The sequence below is a fragment of the Rhizobium sp. SEMIA 4085 genome, from assembly GCF_013004495.1.
In the GTDB taxonomy this organism is placed as follows: Bacteria; Pseudomonadota; Alphaproteobacteria; order Rhizobiales; family Rhizobiaceae; genus Rhizobium; species Rhizobium gallicum.
The window spans coordinates 1-18,508 of record NZ_JABEPH010000031.1 but is presented as its reverse complement, the minus strand read 5'-3'; the positions used below and the strand labels follow the sequence as shown (position 1 = coordinate 18,508).

Below are 18,508 nucleotides of genomic sequence, written 5' to 3'. Positions count from 1 at the left end.
CGTTCGACGGGATGGCGGCAGTGTCGCCGACGTTGTCGAAGCTGGTCTTTGCCCGCATCATCGAAGTTAGCGATCCCGGCATCTTCATTCACCTGGTCGAAAAGGACACGGTTTTGGCCGAGGCGGCGAAACTCGGAGCGTTCGATCCGGCAAAACCGCTTTTCGGCATTCCTTTCGCCGTGAAGGATAACATCGACGTTGCCGGCATACCGACCACCGCCGCCTGCCCGGACTATGCCTACGCGCCGGAAAAGGACGCGACCGTCGTCCGCCTGCTGAAAGAGGCCGCTCTGGTGATCGACAAGACCAATCTCGACCAGTTCGCCACCGGCCTGATCGGCGTCCGCTCGCCCTACCCGATCCCGCGGAACGCTATTGATCCGAAGCTGGTGCCTGGCGGTTCATCTTCAGGTTCAGCAGTGGCGACCGCCCAAGGCATCGTCAGCTTTGCGCTCGGCACGGATACGGCCGGCTCGGGCCGTATCCGTGCCGGGCTCAACAATATCGTCGGCCTAAAACCAAGCGTTGGCGCGCACTAATACGCGCCGCGCGGGTGGGTGGTTTTCGCCCACTGGATTGTGTTCCTTCTTCCCTGTACAGCGAGGAAGGTATTTCTGTTGCCGAGCCCTCCCTTTCAGGTGCAATTTTATGACAAGAAAAGTTTATCTGGCCGGTCCGGAGGTTTTTCTCCCAAACGCCCGTGAAATCCTCGACCGGAAGGCAGCACTTGCCCGTGAGGCGGGACTTCTCCCGCTCTCGCCCGGCGATCTGGAAATCCCGCACACGAACTCGAGGCGCGAGCGGGCCGCGGCGATAAACGCGGTGGATGAGAAGATGATGATCCAAGCGGACGCGATCATCGCCAATCTGACGCCCTTTCGTGGCATTGCCGCCGATACCGGGACGGCCTTCGAACTCGGCTTTATGTGCGCAAGCGGTAAGCCTGTATTCGCTTATACGAATGTAGCCCGCGATCACAGCGGACGAGTGAGCGATCTTTATGGCGGGGCCGTCGCGTATGATGCTGAAGGTCGATTGCGTGACCCGAACGGGATTGCGATCGAGGATTTCGGCCTGGCCGACAATCTCATGCTGCACGCCGGAATTGAGCGGCGCGGTGGCGTCCTCATCATCGGAGACGCGGCACGGGATGCGCTCTATACGGACCTTGCTGCGTTCAAGACATGTCTTGCCGTCGCCGTTGAGAAGTTGCGCTAAGATGCTCAGTCCCGGCACTTGATGGATTGGGTTTAGGGTGAACCTTTCGGAGCTATTGTCCGTGATGCCGATGAATTCGTAGGGCGTCAGGCCCTTGAGGGTCTTGAGCCTGCGCGCGAGGTTGCAGGGGGCAACGAAGTCGGCAAGGTGGCGGCCGACGGTGACGACAGCTGCGAAGCTTCCAAAGTTCGTGCTGAAAATCACAACAAGAACCTGGGTTGATTGTTGATGCGGGTAGGTCACGTACCATCACTTCTGAAGCGACTACATAGGCGATGACAGGGATCACGCCGGGTGCTGCAGCACACTCAACCCGCCATCGATTGTCAAGCAGGTCGCATTCATAAACGGGCACTGGTCAGAGATCATGAACACCGCAGCCATCGCGATTTCCTCCGTCGTTGCGATCCGCCCACTCGGATGCATCTTCATTGTCTCGGCTTCAGCAGCTGCCGGATTCGGAAAGCTGTTCCAGAAATCGACGACCTTCTGTGTCGCCACATAGCCCGGCGCCAACGCATTCACCCGCACGTTCTTGGCCGCAAATTCCAATCCCAGTGACTTGGTCAAACCGAGAAGCGCGTGCTTGGCAAGAGGATACGGAAATGTATGCGGTATGATCGTAAAGGAGTGCGTCGAGGCGATGTTCAGGACGACGCCTCCGCCCTGTGCGATCAGGCCGGGCAACACCGCCTTGCAGCAGTTCCACGCACCCTTCAGATTGATATCGAAGCAGCGGTTCCATTCCTCGTCCGTCGTCTCCAATGGCTCGGAGAACACGTTGACGCCAGCATTGTTGATGAGGGCATTGATCTGACCGATCTCGGTCCTGGCTTCTTCGACGATCCTCGCAATGGCTTTGGCGTCGGTGATATCGGCCGCCCTGTAGCTAAGACGATATCCTTGGCCCTTTAGTTTTTCAGCCTCAACTCGCAAAAGCCCCTGGTCACGGTCGATCAGGTAGGCGCTCGCATCCTCGGCTAGGACTGCTTTTGCAATCGCCAGACCGATGCCCTGGGCCGCGCCCGTGATTAATATGCGTTTGCCTGTAAGTCGCTTAGCCATTCCCATTACCCCTACCACTCAGCGACGCTGCCATCTTCATGACGCCAAACGGGATTGCGCCAACGATGGCCCTCCTTCGCCCGTTCTATGACGTAGGCTTCGTTCACTTCGATACCAAGTCCCGAACCTTGCGGAATGCCCACGAAACCGTCGGCATAGTGGAAGACCTCCTTATTGGCGATGTAGTCCAGGATATCATTGCCCTTGTTATAATGGATCCCCAGGCTCTGTTCCTGGATGAAGGCGTTGTAGCTTACGGCGTCGATCTGAAGGCATGCGGCAAGCGCGATCGGCCCGAGCGGGCAATGCGGGGCCAGCGCCACGTCATAGGCTTCAGCCATGGTGGCGATCTTGCGACACTCCGTAATGCCTCCTGCATGGCTCAAATCCGGCTGCAGGATATCGACGTAACCCTCCGACAGGATGCGCTTGAAATCCCAGCGCGAATACAGCCGCTCTCCGAGCGCAATCGGCGTCGAGGAGTGGTTGGCGATTTCCTTCAGCGCCTCGTAGTTCTCCGAGAGCACCGGCTCCTCGATGAACAACAGCTTATACGGATCGAGTTCCCTTGCCAGAACCTTCGCCATCGGTCGATGAACGCGCCCGTGGAAGTCCGCTCCGATGCCGATATGCGGCCCGACCGCCTCTCGAACTGCTGCGATGTTCGCGATAATCGCATCGATCTTTTCGTGGGTATCGACGATCTGCAGTTCCTCGGCACCGTTCATCTTGATGGCTTTGAAGCCACGGGCAACGACCTCCTTGGCGTTCGCAGCGACGTCGGACGGCCGATCTCCGCCGATCCATGAATAAACCTTGATCTTGTCGCGCACCTGGCCGCCGAGCAGCGAGTGGATGGGCTGGCCCAGCGCCTTGCCCTTGATGTCCCATAGCGCCTGATCGATGCCCGATATCGCGCTCATGTGAATTGCGCCGCCGCGGTAGAAGCCACCACGGTACATGACCTGCCAATGATCCTCGATCAGAAAGGGGTCCTTGCCGATCAGATAGTCGGACAGCTCGTGGACGGCAGCTTCCACGGTCAACGCCCGGCCTTCAACAACTGGTTCACCCCAGCCGACGATCCCCTCGTCGGTCTCGATCTTCAGAAACAGCCAGCGAGGTGGGACGACATAGGTGGTAAGTTTGGTGATCTTCATGAAATATGCCCAATATATCCGAGAATAAGGTCGGCAGCTTTGCTTGCCGCGGCCATGACCGCGGCATTCGTGTTCCCGCTCACGATCGTCGGCATCAAGGATGCGTCCACAACACGCAATCCTCGCGTTCCACGGACCCGGAGGCTTGTATCCAGAACCGCCTCGCGATCGCTGTCGTGACCCATCTTGCAGGTCCCGACTGGATGGTAACCAGTTTTGACCGTCCGCTTGCAATGCGCCGCGATGGCCTCGTCACTGGTGACGTCCGCTCCAGGAAAGATCTCTTTGTTGATCAGATCCCGCATCGGTGACGCGTCCAGTACGGTGCGGGCAAATCGGAAACCCGCCATCGTCAACCGCAGGTCGTCGGGGTGACCGAAGATCTGGGTGTCGACGATTGGGTTTTCGAATGGATCTTTCGAGCCCAACCTCACGGACCCCCTCGCCTTCGGACGCAGCAGAAGGGAGTTGATGGTAACGCCATCGCCAGGTTCTGCTCCCATGACATCCCGGTCAAGATAGACGGTCGGCACGCAGAACATCTGAATGGTCGGATAATCGTTGTTGCCGTCAGGGTCGAAGAAGGCGCACGTTTCGACACCCGTCGTCGATACCGGGCCTGATTTGAACAACAGGTACTGAAGGCCGGCTTTAATCATCGGCCAGCCCTTGTCCGCTCCATAATATCCGAACGAGCCCTTGGTCGTGGCGACGACGGGACATTCGTAATGGTCTTGCAGGTTCTTACCGACACCTGGCAGCACCACCTTCTTCTGGATGTCATGTTTCGTCAGCTCGTCGTCCGGACCGATACCTGAGAGCATCAACAGCTTCGGTGTCTGGTAGGCTCCGGCTGCAAGAATGATTTCGCCCGCGCTTGCCGACATCCGGCTACCGTTCCGGACATAATCGACACCTGCTGCTCGCTCGCCATCCATCCTGATCGCTGTAACGGTCGCCTCCGTCTCAATGGACAGCAACGGATCGTTGATAACTGGCGCAAGGAAGGCATCGACGGCACTCGACCGCCGTTTCGTCTTCCAATCTATTGTGTGCTGCATAAACCCGACGCCAAACTGGCGTGCGCCGTTGAAGTCGGGGTTGTAGGGTATTCCCATTCCCTGAAGCGTCTTGACGTAGGTTCTCGTCATCGGGCTTGTATGGCCAAGGTGCGAGATTTTTAGGGGGCCGCCGACACCGTGGAATTCACCGGCGAGATGATCGTTATCCTCTTGCGCTTTGAAGTATGGAAGCAGATCGGCGTAGGACCAGGCGCCATCATTAGACCCTTTCGGTGAGATCAGTTTATTCCACAGATCAAAATCCGCCGCCTGACCGCGCATGTAGACCATGGCGTTGACGGTGCTGCCCCCGCCCAGGACCTTGCCTTGAGGAACAATCGGACCACGGCCGTTCAGCTGCGGCTGCGGCTTGGTCTGATGCATTGTCAGATAGGTGTCCTTTGCCAGAAACTTCATGTATCCGGCCGGAAAGCTCATGATCGGGTTGGCTTTCGCAGGCCCGCGCTCCAAAAGCAGCACCCGCGCCTTGCCATCGCGCACTAACTTTTCTGCGACCACACAGGCGGAGCTTCCACCACCGACGATGATGTAGTCGTAACGGTCATTCGCAGACATCAGGAACTCCGGACTCGTTTCAAATGCTGGATGGGCGCAAGTAGATGCTGCCCGACATGCTTTGCCCCGGGGCCAGAGTCTTCAGATCACCAAGGTCAGGCATATTCTGCCCGTTCGCCAGGTGGCTCATGGGCTCGAAGCAAAAGTAATCGCGCTTGAAACTTATGTCGAACATGGCGTCGGACACGAATACGAACGCATGTTTAAAGACGGCGTCGGCCGTTAGATGGAGCGTTGTGGCCCGCTCGGGCCAGGTGATTAACGCTTCCCCGCTCCAGTCTTCAAAACCGTTATTGACCCAACGATGCGGCAAGGGAGCAGGAGAACTAAAATCCAAGTCTTGCGGGATTGCCGTCCTCTCCCCCGGTAGCCAGCTTTCTACTTCCGTCCAGAATGCGCGAGCGGGTGCCAGCAAGGTTGTACCCGGTGTCAGTGGAAAGTAGGGATGCCATCCAAGTCCGAACGGCATCGCGCGTTCCCCACGGTTCTCGACCATAAGGGTCAATGTCAACCCGGTCTCATCGAGAGCGAACCGCTGGCTTGCTTGATATACATATGGGGTATGGCCACCACTGTGCGTGAACCCCATCTCGATCGACGCCCGCGTCTGCTTTGCGATCGACCAATCGGCTTGCCAGCCCTCGCCGTGCAGATAGTGCTTATCCCATTCGGTATTCGCGCTGAACTGATAGGCGCGTCCGTCGAACGAAAACTGGTTATCCTTGACCCTGTTGCCAAATGGAACCAGCGGGTAGCACGCCGAGCCGAGAGCATCGACGTTGTAGGACGAGCTGGGACGCAGCAGCGTCACTTTCCCATTACCGACGTCCCGCCAGAAGCCTAGCACGAGCCCGCCTTTGGTCGAGACGCGAGCTGACAACCGACCGGCCTCGAGATCCACGACCGTCATGGCATCAACCCTTGTTGCGGGACACGCTGCGTTTGATTGCCTGGATATTGGCAAGCACCGCAATCACGATAATCAAGCCGCGCACAACCTGTTGGAAGAACGGGTTGATGCCGAGTAGGACTAGCCCATTGCCGATGAGCGTAATGACCAACACGCCGAGAAGAGTGCCGAGCATCGATCCCCGACCGCCGGACAGCGAGGTGCCGCCAACGACGACCGCGGCAATGACATCGAACTCCAGACCGGTGGCGGCCGTCGCGTTACCAGACCCCAAGCGCGACACCAGAAGGATACCTGACACCGCAGCCATGGCACCAGCAATGGCGAACAGAGCGACACGGATCTTTGAGACGCTGATGCCGCTCAGGAATGCCGCCTGGGCGTTTCCACCGATTGCAAAAACCGAACGTCCGAAAGCGGTTTTCCGGCTGATGAACGTGAACACCGCAAAGAGTATCAACATGATGATGGCAGCGGGAGGAATGCCAAGGAATGAGCGATCCAGAGCATCAAGGGTATCATTACGCCCAATCGAGACAGGCAATGCGTCCGTGACGAACAGAGCCGTGCCGCGAAGTGCGCTCCACAGGCCAAGTGTGCCGACGAAGGACGGGACATCGAAGTAGGCTCGTAGGGCTCCGGCGATCGAGCCCAGCAAAGCGCCGACGACAATCGCAAGCGCGAACGCGATTGGGGTCGGGACGCCCCACTGCAGCAGAAATGCCAGGATCACCGAAATGAAGGCAACCATCGGGCCAACGCTGACATCGATCTCACCCGCGATGATGATCAGTGTCGCCGCCCACGCCGCAATGCCGATTGTGGCGGCGTCGCGAAGAATGTTGATCTGGTTGTTGAACGACAAAAACCCGTTCGCCGCCGACGTGAAGACGACATAGAGGACAACAATTGCCACGAACAAACTTAGTTCATTCATGTGTTGCGAGAAGGTGAACCGGGATTTCGGTCGTGGCGTCGATGCTGTCTTGGCAGCTTGGTCGAGTGACATCTGGTGTCTCCCTCAATGTCCAGCGATGCAGGCGGCCATCAAGGCGTCCTGATCGATGTTTGGTGATTTGAATTCTTCTTGAAGGGTGCCATCCCTCAGGACGAGCACGCGGTCGCAAACGAGCGGAAGCTCCTCAATCTCGCTGGAGACGAAGATCACACTGCGTCCCTCTACGGCAAGCTGGCGAATGATCGCGTAGATCTGGGCCTTGGCTTCGACGTCAACACCTCGTGTCGGCTCATCGAGAAGCAGAACGCGGCTGTTGGCGTAAACCCAACGGCCAATGACGACTTTCTGCTGGTTGCCACCCGACAGCGTACCAATCGGGGTACTGGTTTGCGCAGTCTTGATGTGCAGGCGCTGGATGACCTTTCGTGTCGCTTCGGCCATCAGCTTGGCGGACAGAATCCCACGCTTGCTGACGCCTGCGAAATTGGTCGACAGGGTGTTTTCATCGACACCAAGAAGAGGAACGATTCCCTCCTCCTTGCGGCTTTCCGGCGTATAGCCGAAACCTTTAGAGATCATCTGCTTGTATCGACCCGGCTTGATGGCAACGCCGTCCACAAGCACGTCGCCGCTATCTTGGGACCGAACGCCCATGATCGCTTGCAGCAGCTCGGTGCGTCCTGAGCCAAGCAGACCCGCAATCCCGAGCACTTCACCGGCCCTGAGCAGGAAGGAAACTGAGCCGAGTTTGGGCGCGAGTGCTATGTTACGAACTTCCAGGACAGTTTTCTCTTGGCTGCGAGTGTCCAAGGCCGCTGCCTTCGATGCCTCGGCGCCAAGCATCAGGCGGACGATTTCGCGCGTGTCGGCGCCCTTGACATCGACAGTATCTATGATGCGTCCATCGCGCATGATCGTTGCCGAATGCGCGATCTGGCGGATCTCGTTCATGCGATGGCTGACATAGATCACCGCAATCCCTTCAGAGGCAATCCGGGTGACGGCGGCCATGACTTTTTTGGCTTCGGCGGCCGCAAGCGAGCTTGTCGGCTCGTCCAGGATAACGAGTTTCGGTTTTCCGAGCAGAACGCGCGCGATTTCCAGGAGCTGGCGCTCTGCCGGGCTCAGACTGATGACGAGCGTGTTTGGAGGCCGGTCGAGCCCCAGGCGCCCCATTGCTTCCGATGCTTGCGCTTCCATCTCGGCGGACTGAATGACGCCGCTCTTGCGTGGCCACCGCCCGAGAAAGAGGTTCTCGGCAAGCGTCATACCTGGAACAAGACTGAGTTCCTGATAGACGGCACGTACGCCCCTGGCGAAGGCATCCTGTGCACGGCGGGAACCCGAGTGTCGCAGTTCTTCGCCGTCGATCTTGACGGTCCCGCTATCGGGTATTTCAGCGCCGGTCAGAAGTCTGATGAGTGTGGATTTGCCCGCGCCGTTCTTACCCAGCAGTGCCCTGACTTCCCCGGCCGCAAGTGCAAACGTCGCATTGTCGAGCGCAAGGACCCCTGGATATTGACGCGTGCACCCTTCGATCGAAGCGATCGATTGCGAGGCAAGGTCGGCCGTCCGCAATATATGTGTCATTCGATTTCCACCTTCGAAAAAGATGCCGCCGGTCTCCCGGCGGCCTCGGCTTTCGTCACTTGGGAGGTAATGTCAGGGAATGCCGTCAGCGTGGGCCTTCAACCAGGCCTTGCCATCTTCGGAAGACTTGTAGAGGTCGATATCGTAGGCAACCTTGATACCCGCCGGCGGCTGCCCGTCGATGGACGTGATGGCTTGGTCGAGCGCCAACTTCCCCAGGCCCTGACCGGAGATATCGACCACCGCCTTGATAACCGAGAAATCGGCCAGCTCCTGGGCGATTTCGGTCGTCATGTCGCCGCCGAAGACGACGACCTTTCCGGTCTTGCCCTGGCTCTTTACCGCGCGGGCAGCGCCAAGCGTTGCGCCACCGGCTTCGCCGAAGAACGCGTTGATGTCAGGGTTTGAGGTCAGCATCGTCGCGGCGACCGAGACTGCCTTATCGAGGGTCGCGCCCTCCTGGTTTGCTACGATCTGAGCGCCAGGCACCTTTGCCTTGAGAGCTTCTTCGAAGCCCTTGCGGCGTGTGACACACACTTCCACGAACTCGCAATTCAAGACGCCAATTTTCGGGGCATCGATCTTTTCCGCCACGAAATAATCTGCCGCTGCATCACCCAGCTTGTGACCGAAATCATAAGGGTCGCCGACTGCATAGGCCGAGATATATTCCTTCATGTCGGCATCGTTGAGACAAGTGTTGTAGCAGACGACAGGGATGCCAGCGTCATGGGCGCGGCGAATTGCTCGCGAGGATCCGTCAGCCGAAACCGGCGAGACGATGATTGCCTGAACACCGGACGAAATCAGGGTATCGATGAAAGACGATTCTTTGCTTGCGTCGCCCTGAGCGTTCGTTTCAACAATATCCAGCTTGCGCCCAGCATCGCTTGCGCCGGTCTGGATGCCCTTGCGGACGCCCGCGTAGAAACCCTGAGCATCCATGTAAATGGCGCCGACCTTTAGGTCCTTATCCTGAGCAAAAACTGTTGTGGCGTGTGACCCAGCAATTGTGGTGAGCGCCAGGATCGCGGCGCGTACGATGAGCTTCATTGCTCCCTCCCGTTATCTCCAACGACCGCGTCCCAGACGGAGCCAGCCGACGGGCCAAACTTAAATACGGTCTGATTATTGTCAAGATAAATACGATTTATTTTTTAAAAGATGTGGCGACAGGGTGATTTCATGTGCTACAAACCGATTGCGGCCACCAGAACAAAGGCTTAAAAAAGACCTTTCCCGGCGCCGCAATTTTCAGGTAAGCCGCAATCGAGCGGTACGGGAGGCAACTGGGTGGCAATCGCACGCAATGAGTGGAAGCTCACCGATGGGGGCGTAGAAATCGCATCGGGGGGCAAGCGTTCTGTCCGTGAAGCTCTCCTGTCCAAGTTGGTCGAGAGAATTGTTTCCGGCGACCTGCCAGAGGGCTCAACGCTTCCAAATGAGGCGGACCTCACGGATCAGTTCGGCGTTAGCAGGACCACGCTGCGTGAAGCGATGCAATATTTGTCGGCGATCGGGATGATCCGATCTCGAACGCGAGCCGGAACCACCGTCCTCCCACGCGAAAATTGGAATTATTTGGATCCACTCGTTCTGGACGTGATGCTCTCGTTAGGCGGTGATCAGTCCTTCTACACTTCACTAATTGACGCACGTCACTTGCTCGAACCGGCGGCAGCCGAGCATGCAGCAGTGAACGCAACTGCTAAGCAGTTGGCCCGCATTGCTCAGGCTTTTGAGGACATGGTGGACGCCAATGCCCGCGACAACGAAGAGTGGAGCCGGGCAGATCTCGAATTTCACACAGCGATTATTAACGCCAGCGGCAATTGGGTTTATAGGCAGTTTGCGAGCGCGATCCGAGCCGCGCTGCTTGCGAGCTTTCGCCTTACAAACCGCGCCAGCCAGTCTCATGAACAAGCCATTCAGAAGCACCAGGACGTTCTGGAAGCCATCCGTATTCGCGATCCAGCAGCGGCAAGGAAAGCAATGGAAACCCTGATCGGTGTCGCGAGGGCGGAAATTTCGGATGCGCTGAAAAGGAATAGCAGCATCCGCTGAACCGCTTGCCCTTTTGCAGTCCTGAGACATCTCGAATGCGGGGCGCTACAGCTATTTGTCAGCAATCCCGGTTCCGGAAAGCGCGCCAGGCCGAGATCATAGCGAGCAACAAGAACAGCCCTGCGAAACCAGCCCACAGTAAACCGCCTTGCGTTAGATTGCCACCGTCTGGAGTTAGGCAACTGGATAATGATTCGGATATGCAATCTCGAAACTTCCAGTACCTTTCATAGAATAACCATCCAAACAAAATCGACATAGACGTTAAAACTGAGACCGAAGCGTACTTCATACTGTTCCTGCTATCGCCTTGCTTCGCGGTGCGTTCATTTACCCTAGCGAAGATACTGATCGTCTTGGTCGTACTATAACGAAAGAAGACGCGAAACCGACCATTTCCGGCGCGACGTCGCCTTCGACAGGAGCATGCAGGTCGACTTTGATATCGTCAACGCGGCGATATCGTTGCGACGCCCTATGAACTTGCCCAGGCGCTCGGCGTCAGTCATATCGAGCTTGTCCGGTTCGACGACCCTCGACAGTAGCCGCCATCATCCCCACTCCGAACTGCCGCTCGCGGTGGTTACACGGACCGCCTTGGCCGCGAGAAGAACGCGGTGCTCTGCCATGGGGATCAGGCGACGAACCACTTGGAGGTGAAGCGGGTCAACAGCCGCCGACAGGACCACAAACCTCGTTTTCGGCGTGAGCGATAATCTGTTCGCATGGATCGCACACCATTGACTGCATAAAGACAATCCCATCGATCCCGCCCGTAGACGGATAAGCGCGGTGCGGAACTTGCAATCATCTGAGATAGGATCTCGCAGGCATCCCGATCTGTTGTAAGATCAACACCAACCTGCTGCAGCATATTTTCTATGGATTTAGCATATTACAGGATAACAGTTTCGTTCTCACCTGGCAGAGAGGATGCGTTTGCTCGTGGCAACCGAGAGGCTCCACTAGGTTCTTGGTCGAACAAAGGAGCCGGGAATGTCGTCCACCAAATTCATCAAATTATTCTTCGGACTTGCTCTTTCAATCTCCGCACTAACGTCGACCCAGGCGTCCGCAGATGCGACGCTCGACCGGATCAAAGGACGCGGCACGCTGACTGTCGGCGTGATCCTGTCCGGCGCGCCGTTCGGCTATATTGACCCGAAGACGCAGGCGCAGAAAGGTTTCAACCTCGACATCGCCCAGGCGCTTGCCCATGACCTCGGCGTCAAACTCGAGACGGTGACGGTGACGCCGCCGAACCGCGTGCAGTTCCTGCAGCAAGGCAAGGTCGACATCCTGATCGCCAACATGCAGTACACCGAGGACCGCGCCAAGATTCTCGACTACGTGCCGACGCCTTATGACCGCAGTGGTGGCGCGGCTGTGGTGCGCAAGGACAGCGGCCTGCAGGACTGGGCCGACCTGAAGGGCAAGCCGGTCTGCGTGTCGCAGGGCTCCAACTATACGCAGCCTCTGATGGAAGAATATGGCGCAGTTGTTAAGGCGCTTCCGAGCCAGCCGGAATCGCTGCTCGCTCTTCAGGGCGGCAATTGCGTTGCGGCCGTGCATGTCGGCGCGACAGTCGGCCTCCTGCTACAGGATCGATCGGAAGAATGGAAGGACTATGCCATTCCCTTCCCCACCGAGTTGATCCCATCGGATTCGGTGATCTGGTTGCGCAAGGGCGAGAAGGATACGCAGGCTGCCCTGGATGCTGGCGTCAAGAAGCTGCACACGTCTGGAAAGCTGCTGGAATTCGCCAAGGCAAACCGGCTTTTAAACACCGAGTACCTGCAGCAGGAAAACAAGACGCTTTCCGCCAGCAAGTAAGCGGCGGCATCGGCAGAGCACATGCAGGAAATCAATCTCACCGACCTGTTCATTAGTCTGACGGGCAGGCTCGGCCTGAATTACGAATTCCTCGCGACGGGATACGAGGTGCAGATCTGGCGCGATGGCTTCACCACCACGCTCTATCTGGTCGTCCTGCTTATCCCGGTCAGCCTGTTTTTCGGCCTGCTGTTTGCTGCTTGCCTGACATCCGGGAAACTCTGGCTTTCGGCGCCGGCGAGGGCCTTCGTGGAGGCTACCCGCACCACGCCGACGCTGGTGCAGCTGATGTTCAGCTTCCTGGTGCTCAATACGGTCGTCTCCAATCTGTTGGGCGGGGCGCAGAATAATCCGCTGACTCCTTTTTTCTGGGTCGTCGCGGTGGTCGGCCTGCATATCGCTGCCCTGCACGCGGAGGCAATCCGAGCCGGCATCGAGGCGGTGCCGGCCTCAACCGTAGAAGCGGCGCGTGGCATGGGCTTCAGCCAACTGCAGATCCTACGATATGTCGAAGTGCCGCTGGCGTTGCGGGCTTCTTTGCCGGCGATCGTCAACAACCTGATCAATCTCGTGAAACTGACGACCGTGGGGAATGCGATTGCCGTGAGCGAGATCACCTATGCCTCGATCATGGTGTGGACGCAGCGCGACAACGTCGTCGAACTGATGATCGTCATCCTCGCCTTCTTCAGCCTGATCAATCTGGTCGTAGCACGGCTCGGCCTGTGGGTGGAGCGCAAACTCGCTGTTCCGGGGTATGGCTTGTGACGACCGCAATACTTCTTGAATTGTCCAGGGGCAGCCATCCTCTGCGCAACATCGGCTTCATAGCGCTGCCGCTCGTGATCCTCGTCTGGTCGCTCATCGACCTGACGCTCGGCCGCGAGCTGGTGGAGTGGCTTCCCTATCTCGCCTCGGGCTTCGCGATGAACATCCTCATCGCAGTATGCGCGATGGCGCTTGGTACGCTGGTCGGCACTGTATTAGGCATTCTCGAACTGGTGCCTTTTCGGCTGGTGCGCTATCCGGTCGTCGCCTACGTCCAGGTGTTCCGCAACGCGCCGCATCTCGTGCTGATCTTCGCGGCGACCTACATTTTCCCGTTCGAGATCGTCATCTTCGGCAACTACTTACCCTTCCCCGACTGGGTGAAGGCGGTAATCGGCCTTGCCGTTCCGGCCAGCGCCTATGTCGCCGAGATCACCCGCGGCGCTATCCTCTCCATCCCGACCACCCAGTGGGAAGCGGCCAAGGGCCTTGGCTTCTCGCGCAAGCAAGCGCTGCGCTGGATCATTCTGCCGCAATGCCTGCGCCGTTCGCTGCCGCCCTGGATGAACGTGGCCGCCTCGATCACCATGGGCACGGCGCTCGCCTCGCTGGTTGGCGTGCACGAACTCCTGCATGCGGCGACCGATGCCAGCACCGCAGTGCGCCGGCTCGATTTCACAGTCATCGCCTATATCGTCGTGATGGCCGCCTTCTTCACGCTTTGCTACCCGATCGCTCGCCTAACTCGACGCCTGGAACGTCGCTTCAACGCGGACTGAGGAATTGAGACGATGAACACATCCGCCGACACCGCGATCGTCCGACTGGAGGACGTGCATTTGTCCTTCGGCCAGACAGAGGTGCTGAAGGGCATCGACCTGACCGTCCGCAAGGGCGATGCGGTCTCCATCATCGGTCCGTCCGGCTCTGGCAAATCGACCATCCTGCGCTGCATCAACGCACTCGTGCAGCCGCAGAGCGGCCGCATCACTGTCAACCGCACCCGCGTCGACCAGCTGACCAGTGAGAGCGAGCGCATCGCGCTGCGCAAGCGCGTCGGCATCGTCTTCCAGCAATACAATCTGTTTCCGCACTTGACCGTCCTCGACAATATCGTGCTGGCGCCGACCCGCATTCTTGGCACCGACAGGCGCGAGGCGGAAAAGCTCGCCCGCGAACTGCTGGACAAGGTGCGGCTTGACGAAAAGGCCGGTGCCTATCCAGGCCAGCTCTCCGGCGGCCAGCAGCAGCGCGTGGCGATTGCTCGGGCTCTGGCAATGAAACCGGAACTCGTCCTGTTCGACGAGGTGACATCGGCGCTCGACCCGGAGACTGTCGGCGAAGTATTGTGGGTGATCCGCGATCTCATTCGCGACGGCATGACCAGCATTCTCGTGACGCATGAAATGCGCTTTGCCGAGGAGATCAGCGACACCGTCGTCTTTACCGAGAACGGTCGCATCATCGACCAGGGCCCGCCCGAGCAAATCTTCCACAGCGCAGACAATCCCCGTGTGCGCCAGTTCGTCAGTGGGCTTTCCGGGCGCGGCGCGGTGCGCGGCGGCGAAGGCATCTAGGATTTCTCCATGACCACGACATCCGCACCGCTGACCCATGCATTCGCCGAGGCGATCGTCGCCTCGGACCCGACGACCGATGCCGCCGCAATGGAAGCGGCACGCACGGCGATCGTCGATTTCCTCGCTTGCACGATCGCTGGCGCTGCCGATCGCACCACTGCTGTCCTGGCCGACGCCGTCGGCGCCAATCTGCCGGGCGAAGCAATCCTGGTCGGAGCCAAGCGCCGCACCGATCCGCTGGTTGCCGCCATCGTCAACGGGTATGCCGGCCATGTTCTAGACTATGACGACGTGCATGCCAGCGTGCGCGGCCATCCGACCACGGTGATCATCCCCGCGCTGCTGGCGCTCGCTGCCGAGCGGATATTGACCGCCGATGAACTGGTCGCCTCATATGTAGTCGGGCTCGAGGCCATGGCTCGGCTCGGCCTGTCTGTCGGCTCCAAACACTATGAAAACGGCTTTCATGCCACGGCGACGCTCGGCACGGTTGGCGCCGCAGCGGCGATCGCGCATTTGACGCGGGCCTCGGCGCAGGAAGCCGCCATCGCGCTCGGCCTCGCTGCGACGCAGTCCTCCGGGCTGCGGCTGCAGTTCGGTTTTGATGCGAAACCCTATCATGCCGGCATGGCGGCGCGGTCGGGCCTGCTGTCGGCACGCTTGGCGGCGGCGGCTTTCGGCGGCGCGCCGAATTTCCTCGACAATCCGGTCGGTTTCCACTCGGCCTATGCCTTCGGTGCCGAGCGCCCCGCCGCCGTGACCGAGAACTGGGGGACCCCTTGGCAGATCGTGGCGCCGGGATTGACCCTGAAAGCCTATCCCTGCTGCACCGCGAGCCATCCCGTCGCCTCGCTCGGCATCGATCTGCATCGCGAAGGGCTTGCGGCGAACGCGATCGAAAGCATCACCTTCACCTATCCACCTGGCGCCGATGCTGCGCTGGTGGTAAGCAAGCCGACAAACGGCATCGAGGCTCGCTTCAGCCCGGAATACGTGTTCTCCGCGGCGCTGATCGACGGTGCCCTGCGGCTCGACCATTTCAGCGATCGGCCGGTGCAGCCGCACCTGATGGCGCTGGCCGGTCGCGCCCGCCGTTGCCATGACGAGACCGCGCCGCGCATGTCCAGCGATCCGACGACGCGGTTCGTGATCCTCGATATTGCGCTCCGCGACGGTAGCACGCTCACCCGCCGTTTCGACGGCCTGCCGGGCGTGGCCGATCCGACGACAAAGTTCCGCGACGCGACCGCCGGCAGCCCGGCCTTCGCCGAGATTCCCTCGCTGGTCCGCACGATGAGCAGCACCGCCGATCTGAACCGGCTGCTGGCACTGCTCAACCAGGACCCCGTCTGAAAACCAACCGACGAAAGACTTTGCCATGAGCGTCGAGAGAAGAATCCACTTGGGCCTGTTCCTGCAGGGCGCCGGTCATCACGTATCCGGCTGGCGGCATCCGCATGCCGAGGCAGGCAGCGAGAATTTCGACCTCCTGCGGCGCGTCTCGCAGATCGCCGAAAAGGCGAAGTTCGACATGGTCTTTCTTGCCGACGGCCTGACCAGCGGCGTCGACGCCCATCCCTCGACAATCGCTCGCTTCGAGCCGCTGACGCTGCTATCGGCGCTGGCGCTGGTGACCGACAAGATCGGACTGGCGGCGACATCATCGACGACCTATGGCGAGCCCTATCATACCGCCCGCGCTTTCTCTTCGATCGACCACCTGAGCCAGGGCCGCGCCGGCTGGAACATCGTCACGACATCCTATGCCCGCACCGCCAACAATTTTTCGAAGGCGCATCCAGAGCATGACGAGCGCTATGCGGTGGCGGAAGAGTTCGTCGACGTGGTGCGCGGGCTGTGGGACAGTTGGGACGACGATGCCTTCGTCAAGGACAAGGAGAGCGGCGTCTATGCCGATCCGAGCAAAGTCCACGTGCTTGAACACAAGGGCAAGTATTTCTCGGTCAAGGGACCGCTCAACATCCCGCGTTCGCCGCAGGGCCATCCAATCCTGATCCAGGCGGGTTCCTCCGGGCCTGGCCAGGACCTCGCCGCGCGAACAGCTGACGTCGTCTTCACCGCGCAGCAGAACCTCGAAGAAGCACAGGCCTTCTACAAGAGCCTCAAGAAACGCGTCGCGCGTTTCGGGCGGCAGGCGGACGACGTCGCTGTCATGCCGGGCTTCCTACCAGTGATCGGCCGTACGGCGAAGGAAGCTAAGGACAAGTTGGCCGAACTCGACCAATGGACGGATCTCAAGAACGCCATGCCGCTGCTCGAAGAACGTATTGGCCACAGTCTCGCCGATTGCGATGCCGATGGCCCGTTGCCGGACCTGCCGATCTCCGACCAGCTGCGCAGCCGCGCCGAACTCTTGACGACGCTTGCCCGGCGCGAGAACCTGACCATCCGCCAGCTGGCCTTGCGCGTTGCCGCCGGTCGTGGCCACCACATCGTGCTCGGCACGCCGGTGGAGATTGCCGACCGCATGCAGCAGTGGTTTGAAGGCCGCGCCGCCGACGGCTTCAACGTCATGCCGCCCTTCTTCCCGGAGGGGCTGGAGGACTTTACACAGCTGGTGGTGCCGATCCTGCAGGAACGTGGTCTGTTCCGCACCGAATACAGTGGCTCGACGCTACGTGACCACCTCGGACTTGTCAGGCCTGCTTTGCTTTCAGTCTAGCTGCGAACCACCGCTCTTGAAAGGAATTGAACCGCATACTCCACGGTTGGGCAGTTAAAGCATTCCCTAAGCCAATGAGAAATCAATGATTTCAGATCACTGAAGAGGCTCCGCCGAGCATTTTCCCAGGCAACAAAGGATCCTACCGGGGAAATCGTCCCGGATAGCCGGCTTCGACTGAAAGCACGATCTGTATGAAATGGTTTAGAAGGCCGCTATCCCAGCACCAACATGATCCATTTCGGCCATTCAAAATGCGCCCATGGTGTGGCGACAAGGGGCGGTAGGGCCTAGACGGCGTGCAGTTTGCTTGGAGCAAATTCCTGATACACCACGGAAAAATCCGAAGAGGAGGTGGCATGAAAGAGTCCGCGCCCGCTGAGAGAACGGATCACTGAGATGCAGTCGATGATCGGGGGACAGTCACACTTCCAGCCTTTCGGCTTATCCTATTGGGGTTTCGAAGATCTCAATAAGGGAGTTGGAAGCATGACTGCCTCTTATGATTACCATATCGGCGTCGACTACCACAAATCCTACAGCCACCTGGTGGTCCAAGACAGCAGCGGCAAGACGCTACGCTCCGGCCGGGTGAAGAACGATCGCCCGTCGCTCGGCGGATTTCTCGAACGCTACCGCGAGAACTCGCATGCGGTCGTCGAGGCGACCCGCAACTGGATGGTGATCTATGATTGGCTCGACGACATTTGTGATGATGTCGTCCTCGCCCATCCGTTGAAGGTCAAGGCGATCGCCGACGCCAAGATCAAGACCGACAAGATCGATGCGACGGTGCTGGCGCATCTGCTGCGGGCCGACCTGGTGCCGGAGGCCTGGGCGCCGAACGACAAGGCCCGCGAACTGCGTGTCGCCCTGCGCGAGCGGATGTTTTACGTGCGGCTGCGGACGATGACCAAGAACCGCATCGTCACGGCGTTCGATCGCTATCCGGAGCAGACGGCACAGTTGAAGAAGCTCGGCGACCTGTTCGGCAAGGCCGGCCGCGTCCAGCTGGCGCAGGTCAGGGTCTCAGAGATCGACC

At 59.2% G+C, this 18,508-nt stretch carries 16 protein-coding genes and 2 pseudogenes; 10 read left to right on the top strand and 8 right to left on the bottom strand.

From position 1 onward, the window contains the following. Positions 1 to 11: 11 nt before the first annotated feature. Together C9413_RS05485 and C9413_RS05480 are read left to right on the top strand one after the other, a co-directional pair. Positions 12 to 533, top strand: a pseudogene (locus tag C9413_RS05485) (amidase family protein); the annotation flags it as partial. Positions 534 to 648: 115 nt separating this feature from the next. Then, on the top strand, positions 649 to 1,218 hold the full coding sequence (locus C9413_RS05480; RefSeq protein WP_040114684.1) for a nucleoside 2-deoxyribosyltransferase: 570 nt from the start codon (positions 649 to 651) through the stop codon (positions 1,216 to 1,218). On the opposite strand, the pseudogene C9413_RS33085 reads toward C9413_RS05480, so the two are convergent. The 8 genes and pseudogenes from C9413_RS33085 to C9413_RS05445 form a co-directional block, all read right to left on the bottom strand. After that, positions 1,219 to 1,368, bottom strand: a pseudogene (locus tag C9413_RS33085) (IS481 family transposase); the annotation flags it as partial. 135 nt (positions 1,369 to 1,503) lie between these two features. Further along, entirely contained in the window at positions 1,504 to 2,283 is a 780-nt protein-coding gene (locus C9413_RS05475; protein WP_040114683.1) for an SDR family oxidoreductase, read from the bottom strand. Between the two features lie 11 nt (positions 2,284 to 2,294). Next, positions 2,295 to 3,443, bottom strand: coding sequence for a galactonate dehydratase (gene dgoD, locus C9413_RS05470; protein ID WP_040114682.1), 1,149 nt, complete (start codon positions 3,441 to 3,443; stop codon positions 2,295 to 2,297). Then, positions 3,440 to 5,080, bottom strand: coding sequence for a GMC family oxidoreductase N-terminal domain-containing protein (locus tag C9413_RS05465; RefSeq protein WP_170250253.1), 1,641 nt, complete (start codon positions 5,078 to 5,080; stop codon positions 3,440 to 3,442). Before C9413_RS05465 ends, dgoD begins: the two co-directional genes overlap by 4 nt. Positions 5,081 to 5,099: 19 nt before the next feature. Then, the gene (locus C9413_RS05460; RefSeq protein ID WP_040114680.1) at positions 5,100 to 5,990 is read right to left on the bottom strand and encodes an aldose 1-epimerase; all 891 of its coding nucleotides are present in this window, start codon (positions 5,988 to 5,990) and stop codon (positions 5,100 to 5,102) included. A gap of 4 nt (positions 5,991 to 5,994) precedes the next feature. Further along, on the bottom strand, positions 5,995 to 6,999 hold the full coding sequence (locus C9413_RS05455) for an ABC transporter permease (protein WP_040114679.1): 1,005 nt from the start codon (positions 6,997 to 6,999) through the stop codon (positions 5,995 to 5,997). Positions 7,000 to 7,011: 12 nt separating this feature from the next. Further along, positions 7,012 to 8,538: a sugar ABC transporter ATP-binding protein gene (locus tag C9413_RS05450; RefSeq protein ID WP_040114678.1), complete on the bottom strand. Its 1,527-nt coding sequence runs from the start codon at positions 8,536 to 8,538 to the stop codon at positions 7,012 to 7,014. 72 nt (positions 8,539 to 8,610) lie between these two features. Beyond that, positions 8,611 to 9,591, bottom strand: coding sequence for a substrate-binding domain-containing protein (locus tag C9413_RS05445; RefSeq protein WP_170250252.1), 981 nt, complete (start codon positions 9,589 to 9,591; stop codon positions 8,611 to 8,613). A 240-nt stretch (positions 9,592 to 9,831) separates the two neighbouring features. Here C9413_RS05445 and C9413_RS05440 point away from each other — a divergent pair, with 240 nt between their 5' ends. The 8 genes from C9413_RS05440 to C9413_RS05405 all read left to right on the top strand — a co-directional run. After that, positions 9,832 to 10,602 (top strand): FadR/GntR family transcriptional regulator, encoded by a 771-nt coding sequence (locus C9413_RS05440; protein WP_040114676.1) that lies wholly within the window; start codon positions 9,832 to 9,834, stop codon positions 10,600 to 10,602. 996 nt (positions 10,603 to 11,598) lie between these two features. Continuing rightward, positions 11,599 to 12,435 (top strand): transporter substrate-binding domain-containing protein, encoded by an 837-nt coding sequence (locus tag C9413_RS05435; protein ID WP_040114675.1) that lies wholly within the window; start codon positions 11,599 to 11,601, stop codon positions 12,433 to 12,435. 21 nt (positions 12,436 to 12,456) lie between these two features. Continuing rightward, entirely contained in the window at positions 12,457 to 13,203 is a 747-nt protein-coding gene (locus C9413_RS05430; RefSeq protein ID WP_170250251.1) for an amino acid ABC transporter permease, read from the top strand. A gap of 8 nt (positions 13,204 to 13,211) precedes the next feature. Continuing rightward, positions 13,212 to 13,982, top strand: coding sequence for an amino acid ABC transporter permease (locus tag C9413_RS05425; protein WP_052451915.1), 771 nt, complete (start codon positions 13,212 to 13,214; stop codon positions 13,980 to 13,982). Between the two features lie 12 nt (positions 13,983 to 13,994). After that, complete coding sequence (locus C9413_RS05420) at positions 13,995 to 14,780, top strand: amino acid ABC transporter ATP-binding protein (RefSeq protein WP_040114672.1); 786 nt, start codon at positions 13,995 to 13,997, stop codon at positions 14,778 to 14,780. Between the two features lie 9 nt (positions 14,781 to 14,789). Next, positions 14,790 to 16,136 (top strand): MmgE/PrpD family protein, encoded by a 1,347-nt coding sequence (locus C9413_RS05415; RefSeq protein WP_040114671.1) that lies wholly within the window; start codon positions 14,790 to 14,792, stop codon positions 16,134 to 16,136. Positions 16,137 to 16,161: 25 nt separating this feature from the next. Then, a complete protein-coding gene (locus C9413_RS05410; RefSeq protein WP_040114670.1) occupies positions 16,162 to 17,466 on the top strand; it encodes an LLM class flavin-dependent oxidoreductase in 1,305 nt (434 codons plus the stop codon). 489 nt (positions 17,467 to 17,955) lie between these two features. Continuing rightward, positions 17,956 to 18,508, top strand: a 553-nt coding sequence (locus C9413_RS05405; protein ID WP_170250250.1) for a transposase, incomplete at its 3' end; no start/stop codon positions are given.